This is a genomic window from Micromonospora sp. NPDC047620 (genome assembly GCF_043205005.1).
GTDB lineage: Bacteria > Actinomycetota > Actinomycetes > Mycobacteriales > Micromonosporaceae > Micromonospora.
In genome coordinates this window covers 493,521-507,914 of sequence record NZ_JBIDDG010000001.1, presented here as the reverse complement: position 1 = coordinate 507,914, position 14,394 = coordinate 493,521, and the positions used below count along the sequence as shown (strand labels likewise).

The 14,394-nt window shown below is 74.4% G+C and carries 11 protein-coding genes and 2 tRNA genes; 8 read left to right on the top strand and 5 right to left on the bottom strand.

Features of this window, described 5'->3' with window-relative positions:
* Positions 1 to 259 precede the first annotated feature (259 nt).
* The 5 genes from ACGF5C_RS02260 to ACGF5C_RS02240 all read left to right on the top strand — a co-directional run bounded on the left by ACGF5C_RS02260 (position 260) and on the right by ACGF5C_RS02240 (position 7,342).
* A complete protein-coding gene (locus ACGF5C_RS02260) occupies positions 260 to 1,087 on the top strand; it encodes a universal stress protein (protein WP_393295907.1) in 828 nt (275 codons plus the stop codon).
* A 127-nt stretch (positions 1,088 to 1,214) separates the two neighbouring features.
* A complete protein-coding gene (locus ACGF5C_RS02255) occupies positions 1,215 to 3,617 on the top strand; it encodes a phosphoketolase (RefSeq protein ID WP_393295905.1) in 2,403 nt (800 codons plus the stop codon).
* Positions 3,614 to 4,486: a universal stress protein gene (locus tag ACGF5C_RS02250; RefSeq protein ID WP_393295903.1), complete on the top strand. Its 873-nt coding sequence runs from the start codon at positions 3,614 to 3,616 to the stop codon at positions 4,484 to 4,486. The genes ACGF5C_RS02255 and ACGF5C_RS02250 overlap by 4 nt, the downstream gene beginning before the upstream one ends.
* Positions 4,487 to 4,555: 69 nt before the next feature.
* Positions 4,556 to 5,566, top strand: coding sequence for an Acg family FMN-binding oxidoreductase (locus ACGF5C_RS02245; protein ID WP_393295901.1), 1,011 nt, complete (start codon positions 4,556 to 4,558; stop codon positions 5,564 to 5,566).
* A gap of 99 nt (positions 5,567 to 5,665) precedes the next feature.
* A complete protein-coding gene (locus ACGF5C_RS02240; protein ID WP_393295952.1) occupies positions 5,666 to 7,342 on the top strand; it encodes a GAF domain-containing protein in 1,677 nt (558 codons plus the stop codon).
* 154 nt (positions 7,343 to 7,496) lie between these two features.
* On the opposite strand, the gene ACGF5C_RS02235 is transcribed toward ACGF5C_RS02240, so the two are convergent.
* Entirely contained in the window at positions 7,497 to 8,135 is a 639-nt protein-coding gene (locus tag ACGF5C_RS02235) for a response regulator transcription factor (RefSeq protein WP_350711705.1), read from the bottom strand.
* A 302-nt stretch (positions 8,136 to 8,437) separates the two neighbouring features.
* Between ACGF5C_RS02235 and ACGF5C_RS02230 the strand changes: the two genes are divergently transcribed.
* Positions 8,438 to 9,412, top strand: a complete 975-nt coding sequence (locus tag ACGF5C_RS02230; RefSeq protein ID WP_393295898.1) for an Acg family FMN-binding oxidoreductase — start codon at positions 8,438 to 8,440, stop codon at positions 9,410 to 9,412.
* Here ACGF5C_RS02230 and ACGF5C_RS02225 read toward each other — a convergent pair.
* The 4 genes from ACGF5C_RS02225 to ACGF5C_RS02210 all read right to left on the bottom strand — a co-directional run bounded on the left by ACGF5C_RS02225 (position 9,399) and on the right by ACGF5C_RS02210 (position 11,750).
* On the bottom strand, positions 9,399 to 10,172 hold the full coding sequence (locus ACGF5C_RS02225; protein ID WP_393295896.1) for a hypothetical protein: 774 nt from the start codon (positions 10,170 to 10,172) through the stop codon (positions 9,399 to 9,401). The genes ACGF5C_RS02230 and ACGF5C_RS02225 overlap by 14 nt on opposite strands.
* Positions 10,173 to 10,360: 188 nt before the next feature.
* On the bottom strand, positions 10,361 to 11,371 hold the full coding sequence (locus ACGF5C_RS02220; RefSeq protein WP_393295894.1) for an NAD-dependent epimerase/dehydratase family protein: 1,011 nt from the start codon (positions 11,369 to 11,371) through the stop codon (positions 10,361 to 10,363).
* Positions 11,372 to 11,553: 182 nt separating this feature from the next.
* Positions 11,554 to 11,628 (bottom strand) — tRNA-Val (locus tag ACGF5C_RS02215).
* A 49-nt stretch (positions 11,629 to 11,677) separates the two neighbouring features.
* Positions 11,678 to 11,750: transfer RNA gene (locus tag ACGF5C_RS02210), tRNA-Gly, on the bottom strand.
* 175 nt (positions 11,751 to 11,925) lie between these two features.
* On the opposite strand from ACGF5C_RS02210, the gene ACGF5C_RS02205 reads away from it, so the two are divergent.
* Positions 11,926 to 12,165, top strand: a complete 240-nt coding sequence (locus tag ACGF5C_RS02205; protein WP_357696420.1) for a DUF6458 family protein — start codon at positions 11,926 to 11,928, stop codon at positions 12,163 to 12,165.
* Between the two features lie 128 nt (positions 12,166 to 12,293).
* Positions 12,294 to 13,964, top strand: coding sequence for a helix-turn-helix domain-containing protein (locus ACGF5C_RS02200; RefSeq protein ID WP_393295892.1), 1,671 nt, complete (start codon positions 12,294 to 12,296; stop codon positions 13,962 to 13,964).
* Positions 13,965 to 14,394 lie beyond the last annotated feature (430 nt).

Sequence of the window (14,394 nt, the reverse complement as noted above, 5' to 3'; positions counted from 1 at the left end):
GCCCGGAGCCGGGCACGGCGGGCCACACCCCCACCACCACGCACCGCAACCCAACACCCCACCACGACCGCAGAACAACCCACACCCCACCACGAGCGCAGAACAAGCCACACCCCCACCACGACCGCACAGCAAGCCACAACGCCACCAAGCCGGCGAGCCACGACGCAGAGCAACCGCCGATCACACCCCGCGGCCCCACCGCCGGTACTAGCCTCGACAGCAGGGCCGGGCGCGACGCCTGCGGAGGTGATGCCGGATGGCCGCAGCCACCGAGGCGGCCGTGCTGGTCGGGCTCGGCTCGGAGCGCAACCTGCCGGTGGTCAGGCTGGCCGCGCAGGAGGCCGCCGCGCACGGTCACCCGCTGTGCCTGCTGCACGCGTTCGACTGGACGGCCGCACTGAAGGCCCCGTCGATCGCCGGGCCGCGCGCCGAGGCCGACGAGCTGATCTCCCGGGCCGCCGAGGTCGCCGCCGAGGTCGCGCCGGCGGTGCCGGTCAGCGGTGAGATCGTCGAGGGTGCCGTCGTCGACACCCTGGTCCGCCGGTCGGAGTCGGCGTTCCTGCTCGCCATCGGGGACGCCGGCATGGCGGCATGCGGCGACTGCGTGCCGGCCGACGCGCCGGCGGTGCAGCTCGCCGCCCGGGCCGGATGCCCGGTGCTGGTGGCCCGCCGGGATCCGCCGCCGCAGGGCCCGGTGCTGGTCGGAGTGGACGGCTCCACCAGTTCCCTGGGCGCGCTGGAGTGGGCGTTCGAGTGCGCGGCCCGGCGGGAGTCGCGGCTGCTGGCCGTCCGGGTCGTCGAGCCGGAGGACGGCACCGAGGATCCCGAGTTGCTCGTCGGGTTGGTGGCGCGCTGCGCGCGCCGGTTCCCGTCGGTGCCGGCGGAGTGCCACACGATCCGCGGCGACCCCGGCACCGTCCTGGTCGAGCAGTCCCGCTCGGCGCAGGTGGCGCTGGTCGCCGCCCGGGGCGACGAGCCGTGGCGGGGCATGCTCGGCGCGGTGAGCCAGGCGCTGCTCTACCACTCCCCCGCGCCGGTGATCGTGGTGCGCGGGCTGACGGGGGTGCCGGTGGACGGGGCGTAGCGCCCGCCCGGCGCGGGACCAACGGCCCTGATCCACATCGGCGCCGACCTGCGAAGCTGGGACCGGCCCGGACGAATCCGCGCTCCGAGGATGCAGGATTCCCCTATCCGCGAGAGGCTCATGCAGTATGGACACCGCTCTCGACCTGCACAGCCCCCTGACACGAGACGAGCTGCGCCGGCTGGACGCCTACTGGCGGGCGGCGAACTACCTGACCGTGGGGCAGATCTACCTGCTGGACAATCCGTTGCTCCGCGAACCGCTGGCGCCCGAGCACGTCAAGCCGCGGCTGCTCGGCCACTGGGGCACCAGCCCCGGCCTGAACCTGCTCTATGCCCACCTCAACCGGGTGATCGTCGCCCGTGACCTGCGGGCCATGTTCGTGACCGGTCCCGGCCACGGCGGCCCGGCGATCGTCGCGAACACCTGGCTGGAGGGCACCTGGAGCGAGCGGTACCACCACATCGGCCGCGACGAGGCCGGCATGGCCGGGCTGTTCCGCCAGTTCTCCTTCCCCGGCGGCGTCCCGAGCCATGTGGCGGCGGAGGTGCCCGGCTCGATCCACGAGGGCGGCGAGCTGGGGTACGCGCTGAGCCACGCCTACGGCGCGGCGTTCGACAACCCCGACCTGCTGGTCGCCTGCGTCATCGGGGACGGGGAGGCGGAGACCGGCCCGCTCGCGGGGAGCTGGCTGTCCAACGTGTTCCTCAACCCGGCCCGCGACGGGGCGGTGCTGCCCGTCCTGCACCTCAACGGCTACAAGATCGCCAGCCCGACCGTGCTGGACCGGATTCCCGAGGACGACCTGCTGGACATGATGCGCGGCTTCGGCTACCAGCCGTACGTGGTGGCCGGTGACGACCCGGCGACCGTGCACCAGACGCTCGCCGCCACGCTGGACCGGGCGCTCGACGAGATCGCCGACATCCAGCGGCGGGCCCGCTCCGGCGGCGCCGTCGAGCGGCCCCGCTGGCCGATGATCGTCCTGCGTACGCCGAAGGGCTGGACCGGGCCGCGGGACGTCGACGGCAAGCAGGTGGAGGGCACCTACCGCGCGCACCAGGTGCCCCTGGCGGAGGTACGTAAGAACCCAGAGCACCTGGCCGAGTTGGAGCGCTGGCTACGCAGCTACCGCCCGGAGGAACTCTTCGACGCGACCGGCGCGCCGGTGGCCGAGCTGGCCGAGCTGCCCCCGACGGGCGAGCGGCGGATGAGCGCCAACCCGGTCACCAACGGCGGGCTGGTGCTGCGCGACCTGAGGCTGCCGGACTTCCGCGACTACGCCGTCGACGTGCAGCGGCCCGGCGAGACCGTGGCCGGGGCCACGGGCGCGCTGGGCCCGTGGATACGCGACGTGATCACCGCCAACCCGCAGACGTTCCGCCTCTTCGGCCCGGACGAGGTCGCCTCGAACCGGCTGGGCGCGGCGTTCGAGGTCACCGACCGGGCGTGGATGGCCGGGACGGTGCCCGGCGACGAGCACCTCTCGCCGGACGGGCGGGTGATGGAGGTCCTCTCCGAGCACCTGTGCCAGGGCTGGCTGGAGGGGTACCTGCTCACCGGCCGGCACGGCATCTTCACCAGCTACGAGGCGTTCATCCACATCGTCGACTCGATGGTCAACCAGCACGCCAAGTGGCTGAAGGTCACCCGGGGCATCCCGTGGCGCACGCCGGTGGCGTCGCTGAACTACCTGCTGTCGAGCCACGTGTGGCGGCAGGACCACAACGGCTTCTCCCACCAGGACCCGGGCTTCATCGACCACGTGATGAACAAGAAGGCGGAGGTGGTACGGGTCTACCTGCCGCCGGACGCGAACACCCTGCTCTCGACGATGGACCACTGCCTGCGCAGCCGGCACTACATCAACGTGGTGGTGGCCGGCAAGCAGCCCGCGCCGAACTGGCTGTCGATGGACGAGGCGGTCATGCACTGCCGGCGGGGCATCGGCATCTGGGACTGGGCCAGCACCGACGGCGGCGAGGAGCCGGACGTCGTGCTCGCCTGCGCCGGCGACGTGCCGACGCTGGAGACGCTGGCCGCCGCCGACCTGCTGCACAAGCACCTGCCGGAGCTGAAGGTGCGGGTGGTCAACGTGGTCGACCTGATGCGCCTGCAGCCCCCGACGGAGCACCCGCACGGGCTGTCGGACAAGGAGTTCGACACGATCTTCACGCGGGACAGGCAGGTCATCTTCGCCTACCACGGCTACCCGTGGCTGATCCACCGGCTGACCTACCGCCGCACCAACCACGAAAACCTGCACGTGCGCGGCTACAAGGAGGAGGGCACCACCACCACGCCGTTCGACATGGTGATGCTCAACGACCTGGACCGCTTCCACCTGGTCATCGACGTGATCGACCGGGTGCCGGGGCTGGCCGCCCGGGCCGCCCACCTGCGGCAGGACATGGTCGACGCGCGCCAGTCCTGCCGGGACCACACCCGCCGGTACGGCGAGGACGACCCTCGGGTCGCGGAATGGCGCTGGGTCCGCGAGACGGACGCCGGTCTGAGAGGTGAGGCATGAGCGGCAACGAGATCCTGGTCGGCTACGACGGCTCCCCCGACGCCTCGGTCGCGCTGGAGTGGGCGCTGGAGGAGGCCAGCCGCAGCGGACGCCCCGTCCGGCTGGCGTACGTCTTCGAGTGGGTCACCGTGGCCGGCTGGGTCGGCCCCGGCATCGCCCCGGGCATCTGGCCGGACGAGGCGGCCCGCCGGCAGGTCGAGGAGCTGGTACGCAAGGCGGCGGCGGACGCGATCGCCGCGCACCCGGAACTGACCGTCGCCGGTGAGGTGTTCGACGGGCCGCCCACGGTGGTGCTCCAGGAGCGTTCGGCCCGGGCCGGCCTGCTGGTGCTGGGCACGCGGGGGCACGGCGGTTTCGGCGGGCTGCTCGTCGGTTCGACGGCGGTCGCGGTCACGGCCCACGCGCACTGCCCGGTCGTGGTGGTCCGCCAGGAGGCAGCCGCGGGCGGGCGGGCGGGGCCCGTGGTGGTCGGCGTCGACGGCTCGGAGTGCTCGCTGGTGGCGCTCGGCTTCGCGTACGAGCAGGCGGCCGCCCGGGAGCTGCCGCTGCACGTGCTGCGGGCCTGGCATCCGGGGGCCGTCCAGCGCCCGCCGTCGGATCCCGAGGCGCGGGAGGCGGCGGCCGCCGACCGGGCCGAGCTGGACGAGCCGCTGGCCCGCTGGAGCCGGACCTTCCCCGACGTGGAGGTCGAGGTACAGGTGGCGGCGGGCAGCCCGGCGTCCCTGCTGGTCGACGCCAGCCGCAACGCGTCCCTGGTGGTGGTCGGCACCCGCGGCCGGGGCGGCCTGAAGGGGATGCTGCTCGGCTCGGTCAGCCAGCAGCTCATCCAGCACGCCCACTGCCCGGTGGCGGTCGTCCGCGAGCGGTGAGAGGAGGGGGACCTGGTCCGGGCAGCGTCGGGCTGGGGCACGATGGGGAGAAACGGAAGGGTCGAGACGATGAGCCACGAAACGCCGGCCAGGGACCGCCCGCTGGCCACCGCCCTCGCGGAGGCCGCCGCGACGGCCGGGCACGCGCCGTCGGTGCACAACAGCCAGCCGTGGCGGTGGCGGGTGCTGCCGGACGCGCTGGAGCTGCGCGTGGTCCGGGATCCCCGGCTGACCGCCACGGACCCGGAGGGTCGGCTGGTGGCGTACAGCTGCGGGGCGGCGCTGCACCACGCGCGGGTGGCGCTGACCGCGGAGGGCTGGACGGCCGTGGTGGAGCGGATGCCGGACCCGGACGCCCCTGATCTGCTCGCCCGGCTGACCGGGCTGGGCCGCGTGGAGGCCGACCCGGAGGCCATGCGCCTGGTGCAGTGCATGCAGGTCCGGCACACGGACCGGCGCCCGGTCAGCGACGAGCCGGTGCCGACCGACACCCTGGGGCGGATCGCGGCGGCGGTCGCCGCCGAGGGGTGCCAGCTCCAGTTCCTCGACCGCGACAACATCCTGGAGCTGGCCGCCGTCGCCAGCCACGCCGCGACGGTCGAGGCGGAGGACTCGCAGCTGCGCGAGGAGTTGGAGTACTGGACCAGCCGGAGCGGATCCGGCACCGGCCTGCCGCCGGAGGTGCTGCCCGAGGAGGCGCCGCAGACCACCGTGCCGGCCCGGGACTTCGGCCGCCCCGGCACCCTGCCGGTCGGTCCGGGGCACGACCGGGCCGCCGTGTACGGGCTCCTCTACGGCGACGAGGACGAGCCGGACAGCTGGCTGCGCGCCGGCGAGGCGCTCTCGGCCGCCTGGCTGACCGCCACCCGGCTCGGGGTGTCGGTGGTGCCGCTGAGCGGCGTGGTGGAGGTGGCGGGCACCCGGCAGACGCTGCGTGGGCTGCTGGCCGGCCTCGGCTACCCGTACCTCGTGCTGCGGCTGGGGATCGCGGACCCGGCGCACGCCGGCCCGCCGCACACCCCGCGGCTCGAGGTGCGGCAGGTGGTGGACACGTCGGCGGTCCGCTCCGGGGGCGCGTAGCGCGCGCCTTGGGCCACGGCCACCGGGAGATACCATCGCCCGGTGGCCGCCAGCGCACCGAACCCGCCGTACGAACCGCACGTGACCCCTTCCCTGGGGCTGAGCCCGCTGTCCCGGATCCGGCTCGACGAGCTGCTCCAGGAGATGCTGGACCGGGTCGGCGAGGTGGTGACCAGCCGGGAGCGGCTGCGGGCCCTGCTCGACGCGGTGGTCGGCATCGGCAGCGACCTGGATCTGCGCAGCACCCTGCAACGCATCGTGGAGGCGGCCTGCGAGCTGGCCGGCGCCCGCTACGGCGCGCTCGGCGTGATCGGCCACGACCGGATGCTGCACGACTTCGTCACCCACGGCATCGACGCGGAGCTGCACGCGAAGATCGGCGACCTGCCCCACGGGCGGGGCGTGCTCGGCCTGCTCATCGACGATCCGCGCCCGCTGCGGATGCCCGACATCACCCAGCACCCGAAGTCCTACGGGTTCCCGCCGCACCACCCGCCGATGCACAGCTTCCTCGGCGTGCCCGTGCGCATCCGCGACCACGTCTTCGGCAACCTCTACCTGGCCGAGAAGCAGGGCGGCGCGGAGTTCACCGAGGACGACGAGGAGATCGTGGTCGCGCTCGCCGCGGCGGCCGGCGTGGCGGTCGAGAACGCCCGCCTCTACGCGCTGGCCCACCGGCGGGAGCGCTGGCTCGCGGCGACCGCCGAGATCACCGGCGTGCTGCTGGGCGAGGTGCGCCGCACCGACGCGCTGGCGCTGGTGGCGCGGCGCGCCCGCGAGGTCGCCGAGGCGGAGGTGGCGCTGGTCCTGCTCTACGACCCCGACGCCGAGGAGTTCACCGTCGAGGTGGTGGACGGGGCGGACGAGCAGGCCGGCGCGCTGGTCGGCACGGTGCTGCCCGCGGCCGAGACGAGCTTCGCCGCCGCCGTCGCCGAGGGCCGGCACGACCAGGTGGCGGACCTGGCCCACGCCGCGCCCTGGCCGGCGTTGCTGAGCACCGGGCCGGCGGTGGTCTCCCCGCTGGCCACCGCCGACACCCTGCATGGCGTGCTGGTGATCGCGCACCGCCCCGACCGGTTGCCCGTGGCCACCGACGACGACATGGCCCTGTTGGGCAGCTTCGCGGGGCAGGCCGCGCTGGCCATGGAACGGGCCCGCGGGCAGGAGGAACGGGAGCTTCTGGTGGTCCTGGAGGACCGCGAGCGGATCGCCCGGGACCTGCACGACGTGGTCATCCAGCGGCTCTTCGCCACGGGCCTGCAGTTGCAGAGCGCCGCCCCCATGGCCGCCCGGCCGGAGCTGGCCAAGCGGATCAACGCGGCGGTCGACGACCTGGACGCCACCATCAAGGACATCCGCCGCACCATCTTCGAGCTGCGCACCCCGATGAGCGCGGCGCTGCGCACCGAGATCCGCGAGGCGGTCGAGGTGGCCGCCGAGTCACTCGGCTACCGGCCCCACCTGGAGCTGACCGGGCCGATCGACAGCGCCGTCCCCGACGAGATCCGTCCCGACGTCACCGCCGTGCTGCGGGAGGCGCTCTCCAACGCCGTACGCCACGCCCAGGCCACCCGGATGACCGTTGCGGTGCTCGTCGACGCTGGCAGGGTGACGCTGACCGTCACCGACGACGGGGTGGGCTGCGACCCGGCCGCCGCGCGCGGCGGGCTGGTCAACCTGCGCGAGCGCGCCGAACGTCACGGCGGCGAGTTCGAGGTACGCCGGGCCGAGCCCCACGGCACCGAACTCCACTGGTCCGTCCCCCTGCCCGCCTAACCCCGCGCCCCCGTCCCCGCCCCGCCCTCGTGCGCGATCTTGGACTTTTGGCCCCAGCAAAAGGCGCATATGGCGCGTATCAGGGGCCGAAGGTGCAAGATCGGCGAGGAAGGGGGCGGGTGGGACGGCGGCGCGGGCGGCGTACCGGGGTCGGTCAGCGGGTCTTGCCGAGGAGCCGGGTGGCGAGGACGGCGGCCTGGGTGCGGCGCTCCAGGCCGAGCTTGGCCAGCACGCTGGAGACGTAGTTCTTCACCGTCTTCTCGGCCAGGAACATCTTCCCGGCGATCTCCCGGTTGGTGAGGCCTTCGGCCACGTACTCCAGGATCCGCCGCTCCTGCTCGGTGAGCGACTTCAGCTCGCGGGGCTGCTCGACGCCGCTGCGGATGCGCTCCAGCACGCGGGTGGTGATCGCCGGGTCGAGCAGCGACTGGCCAGCCGCCACCCGGCGCACGGCGTCGACCAGGTCCGTGCCGCGGATCTGCTTGAGCACGTAGCCGGCGGCGCCGGCCATGATCGCCGCGAAGAGCGCTTCGTCGTCCTCGTACGAGGTGAGGATCAGGCCCTTGATCGACGAGTCCACGGCCCGGACGTCCCGGCACACGTCGATGCCGTTGCCGTCGGGCAGCCGCGCGTCGAGGATCGCCACGTCCGGCCGCAGGGCCGGGATGCGGCGGGCTGCCTCCTGGGCCAGGCCCGACTCGCCCACCACCTCGATGTCACCGCTGCTCTGCAGCAGGTCGGCCAGGCCACGACGGACGACCTCGTGGTCGTCGAGCAGAAACACGCGGATCATCCCTCGTTTCTACCCCGTTCCCACCGGTTTTCGCACGGGCCGAAGGTCCCGAACCGGCTCGTCCAGGCCGTCGTCCGGCCCCACTCCGCCGGGATGCCCGTGGGCGGGTCGGCGGAGCCAGCCGGGCCGAAGGCCCCTGACCTGCGACGAAGCCCGCCGGGCCGAAGGCCCCTGACCTGGGACGGGGCCGGTCGGGCCCGGCGGGACGGGACGTCCGGCCCTGCCCGCGCCCCGCCCCGCTGACGCACCGTGGAGGTGTCCCGGACGGGGGCGGCACGACCTGCCACGGAAGGAGCACAATCATGGACACCGGCTTCACCGTCGAGCAGCTACGGGCCGCCGCGACAGACGCCGTACGGGCACCGTCGCTGCACAACACCCAGCCGTGGCGGTTCCGGCTGCGCGACGGCGGCATCGAGGTGCTGGTCGACCCGGCCCGGCGCCTGCCGGCCACCGACCCGAACGGCTGGGGCGCCCGGATCGCCTGCGGGGCGGCGCTGTTCAACCTGCGGCTCTCCCTCGCCGCGGCCGGCGCCCCGGCGACCGTACGGCTGCGTCCCTACCCGGCGGAGCCGGACGTGGTGGCCCGGCTGGTCCCGGACGTGCCGCGCCACCCCACCCCCGCCGACCAGGCCCTGCACGCGGCGATCCCCCGCCGGTTCAGCAACCGGGCGCCGTTCTGGCCCGACCCGGTGCCCGCCGACGCCCGCTGGCGGCTGGCCGAGGCGGCCCGCGCCGAGCACTGCTGGCTGGAGTTGCTGATCGGGGTCAGCGCCGTCAACGCGTTCGCCGAGATCGCCCGCAGCGCCCACCGGGTCCTCGAACGCGACCCGGCGTACGTGGCCGAACGCCAGGAGTGGGTGCGCTCGGCCCCCGCCCCCGACGGGGTGCCGGTCGCGTCCGGCGGCCCGCTGGGCGAGCCGCAGGACCTGCTGCCCTCCCGGGGCTTCGGCGGCCTGGACCGGGCGCCGGGGCGGGACTTCGAGCCGGAGCCGCTGGTCGTGGTGCTCGGTTCGCCCGGCAACACCGCCGTCGACCAGGTCGTCGCCGGCCAGGCGTTGCAGCGGGTGCTGCTGACCGCGACGGATTCGGGGCTGGCGGTGTCGATGCTGTCCCAGCCGATCGAGGTGCCCAGCGCGCGGGAGCGGTTGCGGCTGTCGCTGGGGCGGTTCGGCACGCCGCAGATGGTGATGCGCGTCGGGTACGGCCAGCCGGGCTGGCCGACCCCACGCCGGGAGGTGGACGAGGTGCTGGACGTGCCGGTCAGGCGGTCATGACCAGCCCCCGCTCGCTTTCCGACGTATACGAACGGGGGCTGCCCGCCGCAGCTTCCACTGCGATCCCATTGAGCGTCCTTCGACGATCTAGCGGGAGGCGGCGGGCGAGCTCTCCGTCACCCGCGATGGCTTCGGCTGGCCAGGTGGCAGTGCCCAACCAGGCGAGCAACGGGCGCACCACCGCAGCCGGATCAGCTTCCGACCGCGTCATCTTGTCGATCATCCGTGTGATCGACGTCTGATCGATGTTGGCCGCCTGGTCGCCCGACAGTTCGCGCAACTCGTCGTGCAGGGCCTCGGGCACACGACGTCGCACCAACGCCGCAGCGTCGCCGGCCGGCCTGAACTGGACGTCCCCCTCTTCCAATTCCAGGGCGGTGATCATCTCACTCAACAGGCTCCTCGAGCCGCCCTGAACACCCAACCCCGAAAGAAAGAGTTCCAGGTCGATTGGATTCGAGGTGGCGAGATCGGCCCCGAACCGGTCGCGTTGCCAGGCGATCGCACCCGGGTGCACCGACGCGGAGCCGATGAGAACGTCGTCGGCGTCGTGCAGGGCCAGCGTGAGATCACCAGGACACCTGCAGATGTCTTTCAACACCTCACCTGACGTGGTCAATGTCCGCAGCTTCTCCAACGCCGTGGGTTCCGCGACTTCGGCGAGCACGTCGCGATCCGGCAATGGAGGGCCGTCCTCCCCTTCGGACAGGATTCGAGCAACGCGGACATGAGCCCATGCGTCTTCGAGCCATTGCCGCATCCGCATAGTGTTCTTGCGTGAATTCAAGGGACGAACACCATCCTGGTCGTTCGGGACTACCGGAAACGTTCGCCGCCCGCCCGGCGCCGGGAAACCACCCACGGTGAACGCTTTCCGGGCAGCACGACGACGACCATCCACCCAGGACAGTGGACGGCCGCCGTCGGGCCGGGGGTGTCGAAGCAGGATCAGGCCCGGGCCGGGCCCGTCGCCGACAACAGCGCCGCCTCCCGCTCCGGGGCCAGACCGACCGGGGCGCGCTGTGGCCGGCCCGCCCGCGGCGGAACCGTGCCCACCTTCCGCAGCCACGCCCAGGTGTCCGCGACCGTCTCCGCCACCGGGCGGCAGGTCAGCCCGGCCGCGTACGCCTTCTCGACGCCGCGCTCCTGCAACCAGCGGTACTCGTGCCCGGCAGGGATCCAGGCCGGCAGGTCGTTCCACGGCACCACCCCGGCAGCCAGGATCGGCTCCGGGTCGGTCCACCGCAGCCGCGCGTCGGCGCCGGTGACGGCGACGCAGGCGTCGAGCAGGTCGCCCATGGTCGCGTGCCCGGTGCGGCTCACCACGTTGAACGCCCCGCCCAGCCCCTCCGCGCCCCGGTCCAACATCCAGCCCGCCAGGTCCCGCACGTCGACGTACTGCAACGGCAGGTCGACCGGGCCCGGCGCCAGCACCTCCCCGCCCCGGGCGATCCGCTCCAGCCACCAGGGCAGCCGGCCGATGTCCTCCCCCGGCCCGAGGATCAGCCCGGCCCGGGCGAGCAGCGCCCGGTCGCCGAACACCTCCCGCACGGCCCGCTCGCCGCCGGCCTTGTTGTGCGCGTAGTCGCCGTCGTCGGCGTCCGACTCGGCGTCCACCACGGGGGCCTCCTCGCCCACCCCGTCGACGACCGGCTGCGCGTAGACCGAGCCGCTGGAGACGTAGACGTAGCTGCCGACGCGGTCGACCAGCGCGCGGGCGGCGTCCCGCGCCGCCCGGGGCGCGCCGTCCCAGGTGTCGACCACCAGGTCCCACTCGCCGTCCGCCAGCGCCGCAAGACCGCCGGGCGCGGTCCGGTCACCCCGCAACCGGCGTACGCCCTGCGGCGCCGCGCCGTGCAGGCCCCGGTTGAACACCGTCACCGACCAGCCCCGACGCACCCCCTCGGCGACCGTGGCGCCGCCCACGAAACCCGTCCCACCCAACACCAGCAGTCTCATGGGCTCCACTGTGCCGGCTCGGACCGGTCGTCCGGCCCCCTGTTCACGGTGAGCGGATCTGCCCAGGGCAGAAGATCCGGCGGGCGGCGGGAGACACGGGTGGCGGAGCACACCGCCCCTCCGTACACCTGGACAGCACGAAGGCCCGCCACCGACGACGGTGACGGGCCTCGCGGATCATCTGGTGGGCGATACTGGGTTTGAACCAGTGACCTCTTCCGTGTCAAGGAAGCGCGCTCCCACTGCGCCAATCGCCCGTGGTGGCCACCCGGGCCCGGCAGACCGGGCCGGCAGGGGCAGGATGCGAGCGGACGACGGGATTCGAACCCGCGACCCTCACCTTGGCAAGGTGATGCGCTACCAGCTGCGCTACGTCCGCGTGCCGCCAGCGTTCCCCGGCGACGGAAGGAACTCTACCCGACGGCAAGATCGCCCGGCACGCCGCCCCGCCGGCCGCCGCGTCGGTTCCCGCGCAGCCGATGGTTGCGCTGGTCAGCGACGGGGTACTGACCTCCATCGACAGCACACCACATCCCCTGACCAAGGAGGCTGTCGTGGGTATCGGCACCAGCATCTTCCTGATCGCGCTCGGCGCGATCCTCACCTTCGCGCTCGACGCGAGCCTCGGCGGCATCGACCTCGACATCGTCGGCTGGATCCTGATGGCGGCCGGCGTGCTCGGCCTGATCATGACCACGCTCATCTGGGGACGCCGCCGCCAGGTGGTCAGCACGACCGAGCCGGTGGAGTACCGGCGGGTCGAGGAGCGCCGGGACATCGCCCCGCCGCTCTGAACCAACGAACCGACCGCCCCGCGCGGCCGACGGCTTCCCCGAGGGGCGGGAGCGCCGGCGTGCCGGGCGTCACCCCTCCGCCGCCTCTCCTCGTGACCCGCGCCACCCGGGTACTACCGTCTGCTGTCGTGCGGACGGAGCAGGACGGGTCGCGAACGCCCGGGCGACAGCCGTCGCGAGTCCGCTCCGAGCGCGCCGAGGCCGTCGTCGCGATGACCCGCCTCGCCGCCGGCCCCGATCCCGTCCGGGCCGTCCTCGACACGCTCGCCCGTCGATCCACCGCGGCCGCCCTGATCGGCGTGGACGGCGCCCTGCTGACGGTCCACCCGGGCCGGAACCCGCTCGACCGGACCGTGCTGGGCACCGCCGCCCGCGCCGTACCCGAGCTGCACGGACGCGGCACGCCGGCGGCCGTGTGGGGCGGCACGGGCGCGCCCACCGTCCACCTGGTCTCCCTCGGCGCCGGGGAGCCCGACGACGGCGCGGGGTGCGACCCCGACCGCGGGACCGAGCCCGCCCCCTGGCTCGCGGTGGTGGATCCGGTGGACCCGCTCCCCGGCGACCTGCTCGCCGACGCGGCGCGCGTCCTCGGTCTCTGCTGGCGGCTGGAACGCTCGGAGCGGGCCCGGCGGCGGGTCGCCGCCGGCGACGTCCGCAGCCGGGAGGCGGTGCTGCACCTGCTGATGGTCGGCGACGTGGCACCGGCCCGGCGCATCGCCGCGGCACTGCGCCCCCACCTGCCCGACCTGGTCCGGGTGTGCGTCGTCGAGTGCGCGCCCCGGCGACGCGGCGAGGCGGCCGGGCAGGTGACCCGCGCGCTGGGCGGGCGGGCCTGGGTGGTGCCCTGCCCGGTCCGCTCCCGGCACCTCATCGCGCTGGTGCCGGCCCCGGACCGCGCCGGGCCGCGAGAGGCCGGCGACGCGGACGCGCTGGGGAGACTCGTCACCGGACGGGTGCCCGGGACGCGGATCGGGGTGAGCGAGCCGGTCCCGCTGCGCCGCACCGCCGCCGGCTACGAGCAGGCGTTCCACGCCCTCGCGGTGGCCCGGAACGGGCCGGACGGGCACTGTCGCTTCGACCGGGCGACGGAGCTGCGCGCCCTGCTCGGCGCCGCGGGGCAGGACTGGGCGCGGACGCTGCTGGCGCCGTGCCTGTCGTACCGGCCGGCCCGACGGATCGATCCCGACGGGCAGGAACTGCTCGCCACCCTCGGCTCCTGGCTCGCCTTCGACGGCGCGGCCCACCGGCACCTGCGGATCCACCGCAACACCCTGGCGGCCCGGCTGGCGCTGCTGCGCGACCGCCTCGGGCTCGACCTGTCCCGGATCTCCGACCAGTCGGTCGCATGGTTGGCCCTGCACCTGCTCGGTTCCGCCGCGACCCCGGAAGACGCGCCGGAGGCGCCGCCCGTCGTCGGTGGTGGCGCGGACGACGCGTTCGGGCAGGGGGCGGCGGCCGGTGACCGGTGGGTCGGCCTCGACCGGCTGCTGGCGACACCCGCCCTGCGCCTCTGGGCGCGCGGCCAGCTCGCACCCCTGGAGGCCGGCGGGACGCCCGTCGCCCTGGTCACCGTACGGGCGTGGCTGCGCGCCGGGGCGCGACTGCCCGACACCGCCGCCGCGCTCGGCGTCTCGGTGTCCGCCGTACGCAAACGCCTCGGCCGGGCCGAGCAGGCGCTGGGGCGTTCGCTGCTGCGCGGGCCGAGCGCCCGGCACGAGCTCTGGCTTGCCCTGCGGACCCTCGACGCGACCGCCGACGCGGGCCTGGTCGACGATCCGGCCGGGTGGCCGCCCGCCTGACCGCCGGTGGCCTCCCGCCCGCGCGCCCCCGAGCAGCGGCGCCGGTTGCGGTCGCTGTGCAGCCCGACACCGCCGGTGCCGTCGCTGTGCGGATCGGTCCTCGCGTCCGGCCGGCGGTGCTCCCTACCGTTGACGGGAGACGGCGGCGAGGACGCCACCAGTTGAGCCCGACCGGCGATCCGGTGAGCTGACGACCGACGTCCGGACGCGCCGCAACGGGGGACGCGTCCGGCCGGCTCCGGGGGGTGCGGCCGCCCAGTCCGCGACGACACCGCGGGCGGGCGGCCGTGGTCGTCCGTGGCTCCGGGTGCACCGGGGCGATCCGGGCGCGGCCCGCGAACGGTGGCGGTCCGAACGGCAGTGCCTTGTGCGCGGCGGAGGCTCGGCGCAGCGCGGCGTCCGGGAACGGCGAAGGCCCGTCACCGAATGG